Source organism: Novosphingobium sp. 63-713 (assembly GCF_001898925.1).
In the GTDB taxonomy this organism is placed as follows: domain Bacteria; phylum Pseudomonadota; class Alphaproteobacteria; order Sphingomonadales; family Sphingomonadaceae; genus Novosphingobium.
In genome coordinates, this window is record NZ_MKVS01000008.1 from 25,053 (window position 1) to 40,618 (window position 15,566).

General features: G+C 62.4%; 14 protein-coding genes. 6 read left to right on the top strand and 8 right to left on the bottom strand.

Annotation, left to right across the window (positions count from 1 at the left end; translation table 11 throughout):
* The first annotated feature begins 108 nt into the window (after positions 1–108).
* Together BGP00_RS05325 and BGP00_RS05330 are read left to right on the top strand one after the other, a co-directional pair.
* Positions 109–504 carry a hypothetical protein gene (locus BGP00_RS05325; RefSeq protein ID WP_292694047.1) on the top strand — a complete coding sequence of 132 codons (396 nt, stop codon included), beginning with the start codon at positions 109–111 and terminating at the stop codon, positions 502–504.
* Positions 505–572: 68 nt separating this feature from the next.
* Positions 573–998: an EF-hand domain-containing protein gene (locus BGP00_RS05330; protein ID WP_168604667.1), complete on the top strand. Its 426-nt coding sequence runs from the start codon at positions 573–575 to the stop codon at positions 996–998.
* 142 nt (positions 999–1,140) lie between these two features.
* On the opposite strand, the gene mdlC is transcribed toward BGP00_RS05330, so the two are convergent.
* From mdlC to BGP00_RS05350, 4 genes are all read right to left on the bottom strand, one after another.
* Positions 1,141–2,706: a benzoylformate decarboxylase gene (gene mdlC, locus BGP00_RS05335; RefSeq protein ID WP_292694051.1), complete on the bottom strand. Its 1,566-nt coding sequence runs from the start codon at positions 2,704–2,706 to the stop codon at positions 1,141–1,143.
* Between the two features lie 9 nt (positions 2,707–2,715).
* Positions 2,716–3,759 (bottom strand): amidohydrolase family protein, encoded by a 1,044-nt coding sequence (locus BGP00_RS05340; protein ID WP_292925718.1) that lies wholly within the window; start codon positions 3,757–3,759, stop codon positions 2,716–2,718.
* Between the two features lie 99 nt (positions 3,760–3,858).
* On the bottom strand, positions 3,859–6,234 hold the full coding sequence (locus BGP00_RS05345) for a TonB-dependent receptor (RefSeq protein WP_292694056.1): 2,376 nt from the start codon (positions 6,232–6,234) through the stop codon (positions 3,859–3,861).
* A 54-nt stretch (positions 6,235–6,288) separates the two neighbouring features.
* Positions 6,289–7,512: an MFS transporter gene (locus tag BGP00_RS05350; protein ID WP_292694059.1), complete on the bottom strand. Its 1,224-nt coding sequence runs from the start codon at positions 7,510–7,512 to the stop codon at positions 6,289–6,291.
* A 127-nt stretch (positions 7,513–7,639) separates the two neighbouring features.
* Between BGP00_RS05350 and BGP00_RS05355 the strand changes: the two genes are divergently transcribed.
* Positions 7,640–8,311: a TetR/AcrR family transcriptional regulator gene (locus BGP00_RS05355; protein ID WP_292694062.1), complete on the top strand. Its 672-nt coding sequence runs from the start codon at positions 7,640–7,642 to the stop codon at positions 8,309–8,311.
* A gap of 178 nt (positions 8,312–8,489) precedes the next feature.
* Here BGP00_RS05355 and BGP00_RS05360 read toward each other — a convergent pair whose 3' ends face one another.
* Positions 8,490–8,756, bottom strand: coding sequence for a hypothetical protein (locus BGP00_RS05360; protein WP_292694065.1), 267 nt, complete (start codon positions 8,754–8,756; stop codon positions 8,490–8,492).
* A 21-nt stretch (positions 8,757–8,777) separates the two neighbouring features.
* On the bottom strand, positions 8,778–9,929 hold the full coding sequence (locus BGP00_RS05365) for an AAA family ATPase (protein ID WP_292694068.1): 1,152 nt from the start codon (positions 9,927–9,929) through the stop codon (positions 8,778–8,780).
* A gap of 47 nt (positions 9,930–9,976) precedes the next feature.
* Between BGP00_RS05365 and BGP00_RS05370 the strand changes: the two genes are divergently transcribed.
* Together BGP00_RS05370 and BGP00_RS05375 are read left to right on the top strand one after the other, a co-directional pair.
* The gene (locus BGP00_RS05370; protein WP_292925719.1) at positions 9,977–10,162 is read left to right on the top strand and encodes a hypothetical protein; all 186 of its coding nucleotides are present in this window, start codon (positions 9,977–9,979) and stop codon (positions 10,160–10,162) included.
* A 117-nt stretch (positions 10,163–10,279) separates the two neighbouring features.
* Positions 10,280–10,702, top strand: a complete 423-nt coding sequence (locus BGP00_RS05375; RefSeq protein ID WP_292694070.1) for a hypothetical protein — start codon at positions 10,280–10,282, stop codon at positions 10,700–10,702.
* Here BGP00_RS05375 and BGP00_RS05380 read toward each other — a convergent pair.
* Together BGP00_RS05380 and BGP00_RS05385 are read right to left on the bottom strand one after the other, a co-directional pair.
* Positions 10,639–12,588: a tetratricopeptide repeat-containing sulfotransferase family protein gene (locus tag BGP00_RS05380; RefSeq protein ID WP_292694073.1), complete on the bottom strand. Its 1,950-nt coding sequence runs from the start codon at positions 12,586–12,588 to the stop codon at positions 10,639–10,641. The two genes, BGP00_RS05375 and BGP00_RS05380, sit on opposite strands and share 64 nt — an antisense overlap.
* 95 nt (positions 12,589–12,683) lie before the next feature.
* Positions 12,684–15,200, bottom strand: a complete 2,517-nt coding sequence (locus BGP00_RS05385) for a TonB-dependent receptor (RefSeq protein WP_292694076.1) — start codon at positions 15,198–15,200, stop codon at positions 12,684–12,686.
* A 20-nt stretch (positions 15,201–15,220) separates the two neighbouring features.
* On the opposite strand from BGP00_RS05385, the gene BGP00_RS05390 reads away from it, so the two are divergent.
* Positions 15,221–15,517 carry a hypothetical protein gene (locus BGP00_RS05390; protein WP_292694079.1) on the top strand — a complete coding sequence of 99 codons (297 nt, stop codon included), beginning with the start codon at positions 15,221–15,223 and terminating at the stop codon, positions 15,515–15,517.
* Positions 15,518–15,566 lie beyond the last annotated feature (49 nt).

Sequence of the window (15,566 nt, forward strand, 5' to 3'; positions counted from 1 at the left end):
TACATTTCTTCACAAACGCTCATGTGCCGCTCATCTGCGGCTTACGCCCGGTCTCCACATTGCGCGGCGTCGGACAGCCCCCGTCCGCCTCGTACAAGGAGTATCGACATGAAGACTTTCATCATGATCGCGGCCAGCACCTGCATGATCGCAGTCGGTGCCTCGGCCGCCGACGCACGGGCGCGCGGCGGTCATTTTTCGGTCCAGGGTTCAGGCGGTCGCGGCTTGAACGTCTCCCGCAGCATCAACCGCCAGCCCGGCAGTGTCGCTGCTACCCGGAGCATCCAGACCAATGGCGGCCATGGCGTGACGACAACGCGCGGCGGCAGCTGGTCGAACGGCGTCTATTCGGGCGGCGCCACGCACACCACCAACAACGGCACGACCTGGGGCCGCTCCACCAGCGCAACCGCCAATCCGAACGGCGGCGGCAGCTTCAACTCGACCGTCACCGGCCCCGCCGGTGGCCACGCAACCGTCTCGGGCTCGACCGGACAGCAATAACCAGCTCGCGCCCCTCCCTACAGGCCTCCCGCCCCCGCGCGGTGAGCCGGCATTTCAAGGACAGCATCATGAAGACATATATGATCCCGGTCGCCGCAGCGCTTCTCGTGCCGGTCGCCGCCCATGCGCAAACGGGCGGCCGGATGGCAGACCTGTTCGCGGGTGCCGATACCGACCATGACGGCCGCATCAGCCGGACGGAATTCGTTGCTGCGCGCAACGCTCATTTCGCCCAGCTCGACCGCAATGGCGACGGCGTCGTGAGTGCCGCCGATTTCCCGCGCGCTGCGCGCTTCCCGGCGGCGAAAGCAAAGATCGACGCGATGGTTGCGTCAGACGATGTCAATCATGACGGCGCGGTAACGCGCGCCGAGATGGTGAATGCGCCGACCACAATGTTCGACAAGGCTGACACCAATCATGACGGATATGTCGATCAGGCCGAACTCGCCGCCTTCCGCGCGAAAGCACGGACAATGCAGGGAAGTTTGTGAGGTGATAGCACAACCGTAATTACGATCCGGCATCTATGGCTCACCGGGAATTATATCAGCGCTGTTTGCATCACTTGCCGGTCCAAAAATCGAACATACGTTTCGTGATCATGCGTATTGTTCAACCCCGGCCTTGATCGTTTCAAGTCAGTCGTATCTCCACCAGGGTCGGCCCCTGCATCTGTAACGACCAAAGCAAGGCCGCATCTAGCTCCTCCGTTTGGGTAACGCGATGGGCCGAGACGCCGTGCGCAGCGGCAAGTGCAACGAAATCAAGCCCCTCGACCACCGTGCCTGGAAGCTGATCGAGCCCAAAGCGGCGGGCGAAGTTATTGAGCGCTTCATAGCCGACATTGTTGAGGATGATGAAGCTGATGTTGGCGCCTTGGTTTGCCGCACTCCACAGGCCCTGACTGGTGTACATGGCCGATCCGTCACCGAGCAGGCAGACGAGCTTGCGATCGGGTTGCGCGCGAGCAATGCCGACTGCGGCAGACAGGCCGTAACCAAGCCCCCCGGCCGACGTGGTGTAAAAGCCACCCTCTTCGGTGATCGGCAGATGATCGTGCAGCGCGTCGCGTGCTGTCGGTGCTTCCTCGACGATAATCGTGCCCGCAGGCCTCAACGCTGCAATGCGTGCCATGACAAAGGCAGGGGTCAGCGCGGGCGCTGCAGGAGCGGTGGGCGCCCGGGCAGGAGCGCGCGGCGTATCCCGCTGCGCGACCTTCTCGGTTAGCGCGGCTATCCCTGCCCGGACATCACCAAGCACACCGATGCCTGCGCGCAGTGTGGCAAGATGCTGCGGGTCGTCACTCAGCAGCGCGAGAGAAACTCCCTCCGGCCACGCGACAGCATCACTCTCGGCGTGCCAGGTGAAGGCGGGAGCGCCGAGCACAGCGACGATGTCATGGTTCTCCAACATCTTCACCAGCCGCTCCTCATACCCCGGCAAGAAGCCGGCAAAGCGCGGATGTGTCTCGGGAAAAATCTCGCGCCCGGTGAGCGGCGCAACCCAGACATCGGCGCGGATTTTCTCGGCAAAGGCGATGCATTCCCCCCACGCACCCGACCGGGCGATGCCTGCACCAAGCACCAGTGCAGGCCGCCGGGCGCCGTCAAGCATTGCTGCCATATCGGCGATGCCCGAGGGATCGGGCAGAGTGCGCAGCGATAATTGCGGCAAGGTCGGCATCACACATTCCCGGTCCCAGTCGTCGACCGGAATGGAAACGAACACTGGCCCCATGGGCGGCGTCAGCGCGATCTGGAAAGCGCGGACGAGCGCGGCAGGCACATCCTGCGCACGCAATGGTTCGGCCGCCCACTTCACGTAAGGTCGGGGGAACTCTGTCGCCCGCTCTGCGCCGAGGAACGGGTCCTGTGGCAGCAGCGAGCGAGCCTGCTGCCCCGCCGTGACGACCAGCGGCACACAGCCGCGATAGGCCGTAAAAAGACTCCCCAAGCCATTGCCGGTGCCTGCCGCCGAATGAAGATTGACGAGCGCAGGGCGGCGCGTCGCCTGCGCGTAGCCATCGGCCATGGCCACCACCACCGCCTCGTTGAGACCGAGCACATAGGTAATGTCGTCCGGCATTGCCTGAAGCATCGGCAGTTCGGTCGAGCCTGGATTGCCGAACAGGGCGTCCACGCCAAAGTGGCGAAAGATCGCATAGGCCGCATCACGCACGGTGGAGATGGCAGTGGGCATCGGCTTTTCCTAAAGCTTGAACCAGCGCTCGGCGTTGGTCTGGAAAAACTTCTTTTTGACCTCGGGCGCGATGTCGAGATTGTCCATGGCCCGGACCTCGGCCTCTTCCACCTGATAGGGATAGTCCATCGCATACATAATGCGGTCCTCGCCCACGACCTGCTGGGCGAAACGCACAGCAGGTTCCCAAGCCACGCCGCTGTTCGTGATCAGCACGTTGGAGCGCATATATTCGGCGATGGTTTTCTTGAGTGGCTTCAGCCGCTCGTAACGCTGCGACCGCACGCCCGCCTGATGCATGTAGTCGAGACGATAGAGCCAATAAGGCAGCGCTTCGCCCATGTGACCGACCATGATCTGGAGATCGGGATAGCGGTCAAAGATACCGGTGGTGATGAGGCGCAGAAGATGCATGCCGGTATCGACGCCGAAGCCGAAGACGGCGCCGTCGAGGCCAGCCTCCAGCATGGGGCCGATCATCGAATCCGGCGGCGTCGAGGGATGGATATAAAGAGGCTGACCGGTCTCGGCGAGGGCACGGAAGATCGGGTCGAACTTGGCCTCGTCGAGATATTCGCCCTGGGTGTGGCTGTTGATCTGAACGCCCTTGAAGTCCAGTTCGCGCGCGCCGCGACGGATTTCCTCGGCTGACCAATGGGGATCCTGCGGCGCAACGGCGGTCATGCCGATGAACCGGTCAGGATAGGCGGCGCAGCGTTCGGCGAGGAAATCATTAGCGCGTCGCGCGATGCCCTTTGCCTCATCGAGATCATGCAGCGGTTGAACACCGGGCGCGGTGAGCGCGAGGATCGCCTTGTCAATGCCGTGGGCATCCATGTCGGCGATGCGGCGCTCACCCACATCAAGCAGGCGCTCCATAACCTGTACAGTGCGCGCCGAGGGCGACTGACCATAAAAGCCCCAGAGCGATGTCATGCCCTTATCCGCTGTGCCGTCGCGCAACATCCGCAGATAGGCATCGACCTGCTCTCTCGTGGCGAAGGCCTCCTCGGTGGCGATGCGCAGATAGCCGCGATCACCGCCCGTCTTCAATTCATGGCTCATGGGGGATGCTGTCCTTAAGGCGTTAGAGAAAGAACCGGGGGAGAAAGAACCGGGGGAAGCGCGCGGGCGTTTCCTCCGGCGCTCGGATCAGAAGCTTTTCCTGACGGTGATCGCCCATTCGCGCGGCCTGCCCGGCTGCGCATTGGCGACGCCGGTCGTCACCGAGACTTCCGAGGCGGTGAGGTAATAATATTGGTTGAAGAGATTGGTGACTTCCAGCGAAGCCTCAAGATCGCGTTTGGGGTTGCGCCAGGTCAGCCGCGCATTGGCGAGCGTATAGGCGTTGATCTGCGTGCGCGGCGAATTGACCGCGACACCCCAGATCGTGGACTGGTGCGAGATGTCGAAGCGCGGCGTAAACGAACCGATAGAATGCGCATCGATCTCATACTGGATGCCCGAGCTCCATTTCCACTTCGGCGTATAGGGCGGCACCATGCCGAACTGCACGCCATTGGGATTGCCCGCGCCCCCGGCCTGGGGGGCGATGGTCTTATAGGCGAAGTCGGTATAACTGATCGCGCCGTCATACATGAGGCCGCCGAACAGGCGTATCGAACTTTCCGCCTCGAAGCCCTTGATGCGCGCGGTGCCGACGTTGGCGGGCATGGCGCAGGGCAAGGTGACGCCGGGCGGGTTATACTGCGGGCAACTGTTCAGCGTGAGCTGGATGTCCTTGTAGTCCGAGGTATAGGCGGCAAGGTTCAGACGGACGCGGCGATCAAACAGATCGCTCTTCAGGCCCACTTCCCATGTCGAAAGCTTCTCCGGATTGAAGTTCACGACCTGCGAGGCCGAATAAGGCCGTGGGTTGACACCGCCTCCCTTGAAGCCCGTCGACCACTGTACATAGGTGTTGATGCGCGGGGTGATCTGATAGGAAATGTTGGCGCGATAATCGACATTGTCGCCGCTGTAATTGCCGGTCTTGCCGTCCAGCGTTGTATATTGGCCGCCGAGCAGATTGCCGTCACGGTCCCGGCGGCGGAAGGTGTAATTCTTCTCTTCCTTGGTATAGCGGATGCCGCCGGTCAGGGTGAGCTTGTCGGTAAGGTCATAGGCGGCGTGGGCAAAGACGGCGCGGCTTTTGGCCGGAACCGGATCGCCCGAGACGAAGACCAGCGCGGGGACCGCATAGCGGATGTCCTGACGCGAGACGTAAAAGCTCTCCTGGTCGATCATATAGCCGCCCAACGTGTAATGCAGGCGATGGCCGAGCGTGTCGCCCGTCAGGCGCAGCTCATTGCTCCAGGCGTGAAACTTGACGTTGTTCGGACCGCCCAGCACCACCGACATCGGCGACAGGTCGTCCTCATTGGAGAAAGTCTCGTCATATTTGCGATAGGCGGTGATGCCCACAAGCTGGATATTGTCGGCAAGCTTCCATTCGACCTGCCCGGAGAGGCCCCAGCCGGTGTAATCGAGGCGGCCGGGGATCGTCGAGGCGGCAAGCGCGCCGTCGGCGGGCGAAGTATAGGTGGAATAATTGCAGTAGCGGCCGCAGATGAAGCGGGAATCGAACGGGATGGGCGTGGCAAACGGGTTCACATCGCCCGCGCCCTTGTAGTTGGCGTAAGTCAGAACACCACCGGCAATCTCGTGCTTCTCGGCCGTATAGTCACCGATGATGTTGACCTCGAGGTTGCTCGACGGCTTGTAGCGCAGCGCAGCGCGCGTCGCCCAGTAACCCACCTCTCCCTGACGGGACAGAACGCAGTTGGGCGCATCACGGGTGGCCGGGATGCCCTGCCCCGGATGGTCGCAGCCATAGTCGCGACGCTCGATATAGCCGTCCTGCGAGCGGGTGACGCCGGTCAGGCGGAAGGAGAGGTCTTGAGCGATTCCGATGTCGGCCATGGCGCGCAGGTCGAAACGGTTGCGCGAGCCATAAGTACCGGAAACATAACCGCTGTTGTCCCCGGTCGGCCGCTTGGAATAAAGTTTGATGGCGCCGCCGATCGAGTTCTTGCCTGCGAGCGTGCCCTGAGGGCCGCGCAACACCTCAACGCGATCAAGATCGAGCAAATCGAGGACCGAGCCGGTCAGCGTCGCATAATAAACATCGTCGACATAGAGACCCACGCCCGGCTCAAGCGCAGGGTGGAAGTCAAACTGGCCGACACCGCGGATGTTGGCGGCGAGCGACGAGCCGTAATTGGCCGAATTGGGCTTGAGCGTGACGGACGGGGTCTGCGCCGCAACATCGGCGATGGAAACCTGGCTGCGGGCCTGCATCATCTCGCCCGAAACGGCGGTGATGGCAATCGGGGTGCGTTGCAGGTTCTGGCGGCGGAACTGCGCGGTGACGATGATTTCCTCTACCTTGCGATCTGGGACGGCCGGGACAGCCTGTGCCGCCGCGTCACTGCCGCCTGCCTGCTGCGCGAAAGCCGCGGGCGCCGCCGCGAATGCCATGGCCAGCCATCCGGCAGACTTGAGCAATATGGATCTGGTGGTCTTCATGTAGCTCCACTCCCTTTCCGACTGCATTTTTTCAGGCTTGGTCTCCGTGACAGCTCAGGCGTGGTCGAGCTCCTGCCCGACCCGACGGGCCACGAAGGTGGCGAGCACCAGCACAATGAGCAGAGCGGCTGCCGGGATCAGGAAAAAATGGCCGCCCCGATCAAGCCCGGCAAGCGAGGCGAGCGAGCCGACCATCGGCCCCATGATCGCCCCGATGCGCGCAACGCCCAGCGCCCAGCCAAGACCGGTTGCCCGGCTCTCCGGCGGATAGAGCGCGCTTGCCGTGCCGTTCACGCCGTTCTGGATGCCCGTGACAAAGAAGCCCGCGCAGGCGATGAGCAGAACCGTGATCACCCCGCCGACCGGCAGCAAGGCCAGAGCGGTCATGGTAAGCGCCGCGCCGCCGGCGAAGATGGCTACCGCATGCCAGCCCGCGCGTCGCAGCCACAGGCTCGCGACAATGCCGCCTACAACCCCTCCTGCGTGAAAACCGGAAGTGACCAGCGCGGCAGCGGAGGTCGACAGGCCCGAGCCTTTCATAAGCAATGGAATCCAGCTCGCGAGCAGATGAATGTTGAGCGCAATGAAGACGAACATGAGCCACACCATCAGCGTGGTGGCGCGCATCGACGGGGCGAGGATCGTGCCGATCATCCCGCGTGGATGGCGCGGCGCCTGATCTGCGGCAGGCGGGACTTCGCGCAGCGCTACCGCGATGATGGCGGCGATGACGAGCGGCAGCACGCCGCCGACGACGAACAGGCCCTGCCAGTGATAAATCGGCAGAACATGCGCCGCCGTCGTGCCAGCCACCACACCGCCGAGCGTGATGCCGATGCCGGCGAAGGCTGTCGCGCTGGCATGGCGCGGCCCCGCATAGAGGGCTCCGGCCATGGCCAGACCATTGGGCATTACAACACCAAGGCCGACACCGATGAAGAAACGCAGCACCGCGAGCTGTTCAAGAGATACTGCAGCGGCCGCGAGCAGCGAGAGCAGGCCATAGGTTGCGCTGGCGATCACCAGGAGGCGCTTGCGCCCAAATTTATCGCCGAGCGGGGCGACCAGCGTGGCGCCGACGAGGATGCCGAACAGGCTGGCGCTGAGCAGAGGGCCAAGCTGGGCGCGGGTGATGTCGAAGGCCGCCATGATCGAGGGACCGGCCAGATTGGCTGTCTGGAGGTCGAAACCCTCCACCATCAGGGCGAGGATGACGAGCGCAAGCCCCAGCGCGCCTTGGCGCGGCGGATTGCCGACTGCGGACTGCGTGGCCGCCATAATGCACCTCTCCACAAGGTTCTGTTTCATTTTTGATTGGAAAAACTAGAGCACGGGGTCTATTTTTGCGCAAGCGGAAAGTTCGCCGGATGCTTGACTATCTTTTGGAAGGATGGACTATGGTGTCATGTCCGCCACAGTCAGCGCTCCGCTCCCTCCCAGGCCACCCGTCCAGCAGCGCAGCCTGACCAGTCATCGGCAGATGGTTGATGTGGCCCTGCGCCTCCTCGACGAAAGGGATATTGACCAGATCTCGATCCGCGACATCGTGGGGGCATCCGGCACGTCCAACGGCAGCTTTTACCACCGATTCGGAACAAAAGAGAATTTTTTCAATTATTTGATTGATGACATGCTGGAACGGCGCGAAAGCGGTGCGGTACAGCAGCTCAACGATCCGTCGATAGCTTTCGATGCTTTGTCCGAAATCCTGGCCCGCAGCGCCATGGCCAATTTCCAGCGCCATGCGGGTCTGTTGCGCTCGGCCATTCGCCGTCACATCGCCGGTGACGATTGCTGGAACCGGATCAGCAAGATGTCCCGCCGGATCGTTGTCCTCTATCTAGAGCGCGCTGCGGCATTCGTTGGCCGCCCTCTGGACGCAGCCGAAGCGGAGCGGGTCTACTTCGCCTTCGTGTGGCTCTACGGCCTGCTGGCCTACAGGACACTCGGCCTCAATTCAGTCCACGGCTATGCCATGCCCGACCAGTCTTTCGAGGCGGAAACGATCCGCAATTTCCGGCACCTCATTGACCAGGCGCTGCCAACAGGCAAACAGAAACAAAACAGCGCAAGCTGAGAGAAGCTGAAGCGGGCACCAACCTATCGTCATGATTGCGGTTACGCCTCAACGCCCTTGAACAACCCATTTCTCCGTCTTGAATGGTCAGTTCAGGATAATCTGGACACTTTCTATGGCTGCCACCCGTACTGCAAGATGATTCTGATCTGCTGGAATGGTCGAGAGCGCGCTTCTATCAGGCCTGATTGGTGCGGCTGGTCGGTACCGCGCGGCACGGGATAGAGAACACCGATCCGCAGAGCCAGAAAACCAGAAACGGCTCGAAATGTTGGATGAGTTGGGTGATGGCTGCGATACCCCCCGCCGTCCATCCAGCCAGCCAAACTGGAAGGAAAAGCATCGGAACAATCTGACGTTTGGCCTTGATCCGGATCTGCTCCCCTTCGAACGTGCGCTCCACCGTGAAGCGTTCCTTGCCAAGGGGGTGGTAGCGGACAGTCATCCCATGCTCCTGCATGCAATCTCAGCGCTTTGGCCATGTCCAGCGCGGGGCATCGTGATCCTCGACATGAGTTTCGCCCATGGTTTTTGACAAACGGATTTCCTGAAGCTCCCCTGCCCTGCGCAGGCCAGCAATCAGCCGATCACTGTGCGACACCAGCACAATCTGGCTGCGGCGCGATGCCTCGATCAAAAGGCGGGCCAGCGCGTCGAGCAGGGAGGGATGCAGGCTGGCCTCCGGCTCATTGAGGATCATAATCTCGGGCGGGCGCGGAGAAAGCAGCGCGGTGACCAACAGCAGATAGCGCAAGGTGCCATCCGACAGTTCCTTGGCCTCGAACGGGCGCAACAGGCCGCGCTGGTGCATCACCGTCATGCCATATTCATCGCCATCAATCTCGATCCGCGATCCGGGGAAGGCATCGTCAATGGCTTCGGCAAAGGTATCGCCATCCCCGATAGCCTGAATTGTGGCGATGGCGGGGGCTAAATCCGCCCCATCCGCGCCCAACACCGGCGTGTAAGTCATCACATGCGGGCGTCGAGCTGGGGCTTCGGCATCAGTGCGCAGGCTGTCGTAAAAGCGCCAGTTGCGCATCCGCTCACGCATCAGCAGCAATTCCAGCCCATCGACCGGATCGGCGCAATGGGTGACCATGCTGTCAAATGCGGACAGATTGGCGAAGGCGCTGCGCCATTCCCCGGTGGCGGAGGAACGCAGGCTGACCGCGGGCCCCCGCCTCTCGGCAAACAGGTTCGCCCGCCCCAGCACCTCGCCGGTCCACATTGCCTCGACCTTGATCTCCGGGTCATGCTGGAATGGGTGCATCGGTTCGGGGCGGCCAAGATCAATGGCATAGCCGAAATCCTCGCCGGAGAAGCCAAGGCGCAGGCTTACCGGGCCGGACCGCACCGTGCCGGTTATGCGTTGCCGGCCGCTCAGCATCTCGCGACTGAACTTTTCCGGCCCGGCCCACATTGTCGATGACAAGCCGCCCTCGCCAGCCAGCGTGGCGATCAGGCGCCCTTGGGCGGCTTCAGACAACAAACGCAATGATCGATAGAGGCTGGATTTGCCACTCCCATTGCCGCCGGTGATCAGCGTCAACTGGCCCAGTTCCAGAACCACATCGCGCAAGGATCGATAGCCGGCAACGGCAAGACGGGTGATCATGAGGCACACGATAGCTCAAGGTTTTGACGGAGAATAGTTCTGTTCGCTTGCGCCGCCAGATCGGACTTTCCCGGTCGCTGACCGGGCTGTCGGAACCGGCTCACCGCATCCAGCCGCTCCAGCACAGGGGCAGCCAACCGCTCGGTCAGGTCCAGTTCGATGCTGAAATCCGGGTGCTGCTCCATCAGCGCATGGGCAATGGGGATAACATAGTGCTTGCCCAAATGGCGTGACCAGAGCGGAACTGGGGGCGCTGATCACGCATCTTCCGTTCTACGTCGGTTTCCCCGCCGCGATCACGGCCTCGGCGATCGCGGCCGCAACACTGGGCGCCAGACGGGAGGGGGCCAATGAAAGCCATTCAATTCGACGCATTTGGCGATGCCGATGTTCTCCAGATCCGCAATGTGCCCGGCTATAAGGTAGGCGACCGGGTGATGGGCATTGCCGGCGGCGGGGCCTATGCCGAACTGGCCCGCCTTGATTATCGTATGGCGCTGCCCCTGCCCGACAATCTGGATCTGGTCGAGGCGGCGGGCATCATGGAGGTCTTTGTCGCCGCCCATGAGGCGCTGATCCATCTGGCGCAGCTTCAGCCTGCCGTTCCAAAGGATAGGGTTGAAATAGTCCAGCGCCGAGGCTGCTTTGACAAAACCTCCGTGCGCGCATGGGCGTTCGGTCCAAGCCGATGCTCGTTCCTCAATGGCGTTCAGTGCCAGTTTGAACCAACATCCCCTAAGGCCTGCTTTAGTGGCCCAAGAAATGCCTCGTAATGGCGCCAATGCTCAAGGGCGGAACGATAGATCGGTTGTCGCACCTGTTCCGAACTGACGGTTCGCACGGCCCGCCGGTTCTCGTGAAAGCGTAGGCATTCCGGCGCGAAGTCCACTCCTGCCGCATCGAGCAGCGCGGCAATCTGTGTCTCGGGTTCTGCGACGAGGTCCTCGTAGACCTGCGTATAGATCTTGCCCGGCTGGACCCTGGCAAAGTGCTGCATCGCGAACAGATAGAACCGATAGTACATACCTACCTCGGCCAGATCGTAGGAATAGTCGTGGCCTTTGGCGAAGAGCTGCTTGAAACACGAAAATCCCGCTGCCATCGGATGGCGCCGCACATCGATGATCCTCGCATTCGGCCAGATCAACCGGATCAGCCCCACGTGGCGGAAGTTATTCGGCATCTTGTCAATAAAGTGTGGCCGCCCCAATCGGCGGTGAATCTCCGCCTGCGCCAGATATTCCTCACCCAGCGCCCGCACCTCCGGCTCGGTCAGGCGGGAGACGGCATCCGGGCCTGTGGCCGCCAGACGACCGGCGATGCTTCCCATATAGGGCAATTCCATCGTGCCTTCGATATCCGGGTGCGTAGCGAGGATCTGCTCCACCAGCGTCGAGCCCGACCGAGGCAGGCCGAGGACGAAAATCGGCGCGGCGCTCGCTGCTCCCCAGCCCGATCGGAAGGCGAAGAACTCCTCGGAAAAGAGCGCGCCGATTTCGGCGGCCAATTGCCCATAGTCAGGCGTGAGTGCCTGGCGCTGCCGAAGGGCGAATGCTGCTCCTGCTGCATAATGTTTGAAACTCTCGGCAAAACGCCCCGCATCCTCAAGCAACCGGCCCAGCGCATAGGACAATCGCATGCGATCCCTCTCATCCAGATCCGGCCTCTGCAGAATACGGCGCATCTCGCTTTCATCCGCATCGCCCAGTACGCCGATCTTGAGGTTGGCCAGACTCCACCACGCCTCGCCGTTCGTCGGCTGCAGCGCGGCGGCGCGACGGTATGCGGCAATCGCGCCGTCGCGATCGCCGCGCGTGCGCAACGCGTGCCCGAGGTTCACCGCAATGCGCGGGTTGGCAGGATAGCACGCCGCCAGCTCGCCCTGAATCGTCGCCGCGCCCGCCTCATCGCCCAGCAGCGCAAGACAGGCCCCCCGCAGGTTGCGATAGGCCGGGTTGCCCGGATCCTCTCGCTCCAGCGGCGCCAGTTCGAGCAGGGCCGCTTCGGCCCGCTGCGCCGCAAACAAGGCCCGCGCGAGAGCAAACCGCAGCGGGGCGAGCTCGGGCTGAATCGTCAGGGCATGGCGCAGGAGCGCTTCGGCCTGTTCATGCGCCCCGGCGACAGAGAGGCAGTCGGAGAGCAGGCGCAAGGCTTCGATGTGATCGGGATGACTTGCCAGATAGTCCCGCAAAACCGGCTCGGCATCCGCATAGCGGCCCAGCGCCACCGCCTCGGCCGCTGCGGCAAGCCGGGGGTCGGCAATGGACAGCCGCGCCAGCCTCGCTTGCGCCTGCGCTTCGGTTGCATAGCGCCCTAGCGCAAAGGCCGTGTTCGACAGGGCTTCCCACGCCTCCACCAGCCCCGGCTCGATGGCAACCGCCGCCTCCAGATGCGCTATGCCCTCCTCTTCGCGCCCCAGCAGCGAGAGCGACAGGCCCAGTTCATAACGCGTGCGGGCGGCACGGGGCCACTTCGCCGCCAGCGCGACAAGCAGCGGCAGCGCCTCGCCCGGCTTGCCCAGACGGCGCAAGGCCGAAGCGAGGATCAACCGGGGTCGCGGATCGGCCGCGTTTTGCATGACCAGCGCCTGCGCCAGTCGGCTTGCCTGCGCGGGATTGTCGGCGAGGGCTGCGGCCGCTTGCTCAACAGGATCGGTCATGCCGCTCTCCGGGCGGGGTCAATTCCCCCACATGTCCATAGTCTGGCAGCGCAAGGGCCGCCCCGCAACATCTTGCGGAACGGCCCCGCCCAGCCTCAGAAGTTGTAGGTAACCCGCCCGTAATAGTAACCGCCGTTGATGCCCCAGGGCGTAAAGGCGATCGCGGCATTGTAGATATTGTTGAGCAGCGGCCGCTGCGTGCCATTGACGGTGACGGTCGGCATCGTTGGCGCCTGCTTGTTGAACAGGTTGTTCGCGCCCGCATTGAACCGAAGCTTTGGCGTCAACGCATAGCCGATGTCGAGATCGGTAATGAAGGTCGTGCCGATCCGGACCAATTGCGCGCTGCTGCACTGCCCGGAGCCATCGGGGCTGAAGTGCTGGCTGGTGACGCCATACATCGTCTCGCGCAGGTTCACCTTGAGCGGACCGTGGCTCCACAATGCGTTGGCAATCGCCTTGACCCGAGGCGAGGCCGTGGTCAGCGCATCCATCGCATATTGCGTCATCAGCTTGGTCTGACCCTGGCTGGCGTTATAGACCGCCGCAGGCAGATCGATGATGTTGGTGATCTCGGTCTTGTTATAGTTCACCCCCAGCGACCAGTCGACGTGATTGGCCTCGCCAAAATCGCTGGCATAATTGGCGGTTGCCTCAACCCCGCAGGTGCGGGTGTCGGCCCCGTTGGTGAAGATGTCGATACCGGCATAGGACGTTGCATCCGCCACCGAAATCTTGCGTGCCGACAGGGCATCAAGCACGGCCTGAGACACCACCGTCGATCCGTTGGAGCCGAAGATGTCGCCCGATCCGACGATGCGATGCTTGATGCTGATCTGATAGGCATCGAGCGTCAATTGCAGCTTGGGCGCTGGATGGGCGACGATTCCGAGCGACAGGTTGGTCGACCGCTCGGGCTTGAGCTGCGAGAAGCCCAGCAGTTGCGAGGAGGCCGAATTGGCCGGGAACTGGCCGTAGACATAGCCCGGCCCGACATTGACCGACGAATAATGCTCTTCGGCCAGGCTGGGCGCGCGGAACCCGTTGGCGACAGTGCCGCGCAGGGCGAAGGCGGGCGAGAAGTCATAGCGGGCGGTCAGTTTACCCGTCGTGACCGATCCGAAGTCGGAGAAATGCTCATAGCGCCCCGCAAGGTCGGTATGCAGGCCCGCCACCGGATCGGCGGCAAGGTCGGCATAAAGGGCATAGCCGGTGCGGCTGAACACCCCCGCGTCGGTTTCGGCAAAACCCTGATAGCCCTGACCGCCGCCATAGGCATTGGCGGCCCACTCGCCCTCACCGATGGCATAGGTGTCGCGGCGATACTCGGCGCCCAGAGCCAGCGTGATCGGCTTGGCAAAGCCCACTTCGAATTCACGGTTGAGGTCGAGGTTGGCCGCCCATTCGCTGTTCGACAACTGACCGTCATAGAAATCGCGCTGCAACCCGGTAAGCGGCGTGGCGCTGGTCGACTGGAGGGCCGAAAACAGGCCACGGTTGGCCGAGTTCAGCGTGTAGAGCTTGACCGTGTCGCGGCCATAGGTGCCCGAGAGGTCATAGTTCCACCCGGCTGTCTGGCCCTTGATGCCGGCGGTCAGCGAGAAGTCTTCCTCACGCACGCCTTCCTGCGGGGTAAAACCATTGGGCAAGGGATAGACGGTCGTCCCCGTGGTCGTCGTGCCGGAGACGCGGTTACCGACGCGATAGTTCTGGTTCGAGCGCGCGCTGCGGTTGCCATAGCTGCCGAAAGCATAAAGCTGCGCGCTGCCCAGATCATAGCCCGCGCTGAAGCTCACGTTGTAGATGGTGTAGCGCGCATCGCCATTGATGCGGTTGACCCGGGGGAACCCATCCGACGCCTTGAGACCGGCGACGATAACCGGATTGGTCGCGGTGATATTGCACTGCGGGTCGAAATAACGGCGGTCGCAGGTGCCGTGCTGGGTGAAGTCGTGAAACTTGTACTCGCCGGTCAGGTTGATGAAGCCGTTTTCGCCCAGCTTCATGCCCGCATTGATCGCGGCCGAAGCGGTGGCGCCGCCGTTTTCGTAGTTTTTCCCGCCCGAGGCGGTCACCATGCCGCCATGATCCGCCGTCTTGGTGATGATATTGACCACGCCCGCGATCGCATCCGACCCGTATTGGGCCGCCGCGCCATCCTGCAACACTTCGACCCGCTGGATCGATGCCACCGGAACGAAGCTCAGGTCGGTCGTGGCGCTGCCGGAATAGGGGCTGCCCCCCGCAACAGCGAGGTTGGCCGTGGTATGGCGACGCTTGCCGTTGATCAGCACCAGCGTTTCGTTCGGGCTGATGCCGCGCAGCGCCGCAGAAAGCGTGAGATTGGCCGTATCATTGCCAAAGCCCTGAAAATTCAGCGAAGGCAGCGATGCCGAAAGCGCCGGTCCAAGATCAGGCGGACCTACATTTTGCAGGGCCTGCACCCCGACCACCTGAACCGGCGCCGCGCTATCCTGCGCGCGCATCCCGGTCAGGCGCGTCCCCGTCACGATGATGTCTGCGGCAGGCGGCGGGTTTGCTGCATCGGCCGCATAGGCCGGGGCTGCCGCGCACAGAACAAAGGCGGTGCTCGAAAGGAGATGAAGCTTCATGGTTTGGAACCCTCCCGGGAATGATTCTGGTTTTATTTTTGCGCCGGGCACACCGCATCAGCCATGTCGATATCAGCCATGTCGATGCTTCCCCAAGCCCGACAAAGCTATCTACTGCGCTCCGGGATACACAGCCGCATATCACTGCGCGCCGCGATACCTTCCGCTGTTTTCACTTCTGCTCCGGCATGAAGTTTTGTGATGTGGGTTTGGCCCGCCGCTATAAGGGGCACAGTCTCTTCGGCATCCTTTATCGACCAAAGTTCCCTTTCGTTTATCGCGCAACAGCGGACTCCGAATTGGTCCGAAATGAATGACGATCATCAATTGACTCTCCTCCGCCACATCCATATTTCCATGCCTATC

Coding starts and splice junctions, on each gene's coding strand:
- BGP00_RS05360 (WP_292694065.1), bottom strand. CDS start 8,756: ATGACTGTCCGCTACCACCCCCTTGGCAAGGAACGCTTCACGGTGGAG.
- BGP00_RS05385 (WP_292694076.1), bottom strand. CDS start 15,200: ATGAAGCTTCATCTCCTTTCGAGCACCGCCTTTGTTCTGTGCGCGGCA.
- BGP00_RS05350 (WP_292694059.1), bottom strand. CDS start 7,512: ATGGCGGCCACGCAGTCCGCAGTCGGCAATCCGCCGCGCCAAGGCGCG.
- BGP00_RS05325 (WP_292694047.1), top strand. CDS start 109: ATGAAGACTTTCATCATGATCGCGGCCAGCACCTGCATGATCGCAGTC.
- BGP00_RS05330 (WP_168604667.1), top strand. CDS start 573: ATGAAGACATATATGATCCCGGTCGCCGCAGCGCTTCTCGTGCCGGTC.
- BGP00_RS05365 (WP_292694068.1), bottom strand. CDS start 9,929: ATGATCACCCGTCTTGCCGTTGCCGGCTATCGATCCTTGCGCGATGTG.
- BGP00_RS05375 (WP_292694070.1), top strand. CDS start 10,280: ATGAAAGCCATTCAATTCGACGCATTTGGCGATGCCGATGTTCTCCAG.
- BGP00_RS05345 (WP_292694056.1), bottom strand. CDS start 6,234: ATGAAGACCACCAGATCCATATTGCTCAAGTCTGCCGGATGGCTGGCC.
- BGP00_RS05390 (WP_292694079.1), top strand. CDS start 15,221: ATGATTCTGGTTTTATTTTTGCGCCGGGCACACCGCATCAGCCATGTC.
- mdlC (WP_292694051.1), bottom strand. CDS start 2,706: ATGCCCACTGCCATCTCCACCGTGCGTGATGCGGCCTATGCGATCTTT.
- BGP00_RS05380 (WP_292694073.1), bottom strand. CDS start 12,588: ATGACCGATCCTGTTGAGCAAGCGGCCGCAGCCCTCGCCGACAATCCC.
- BGP00_RS05355 (WP_292694062.1), top strand. CDS start 7,640: ATGTCCGCCACAGTCAGCGCTCCGCTCCCTCCCAGGCCACCCGTCCAG.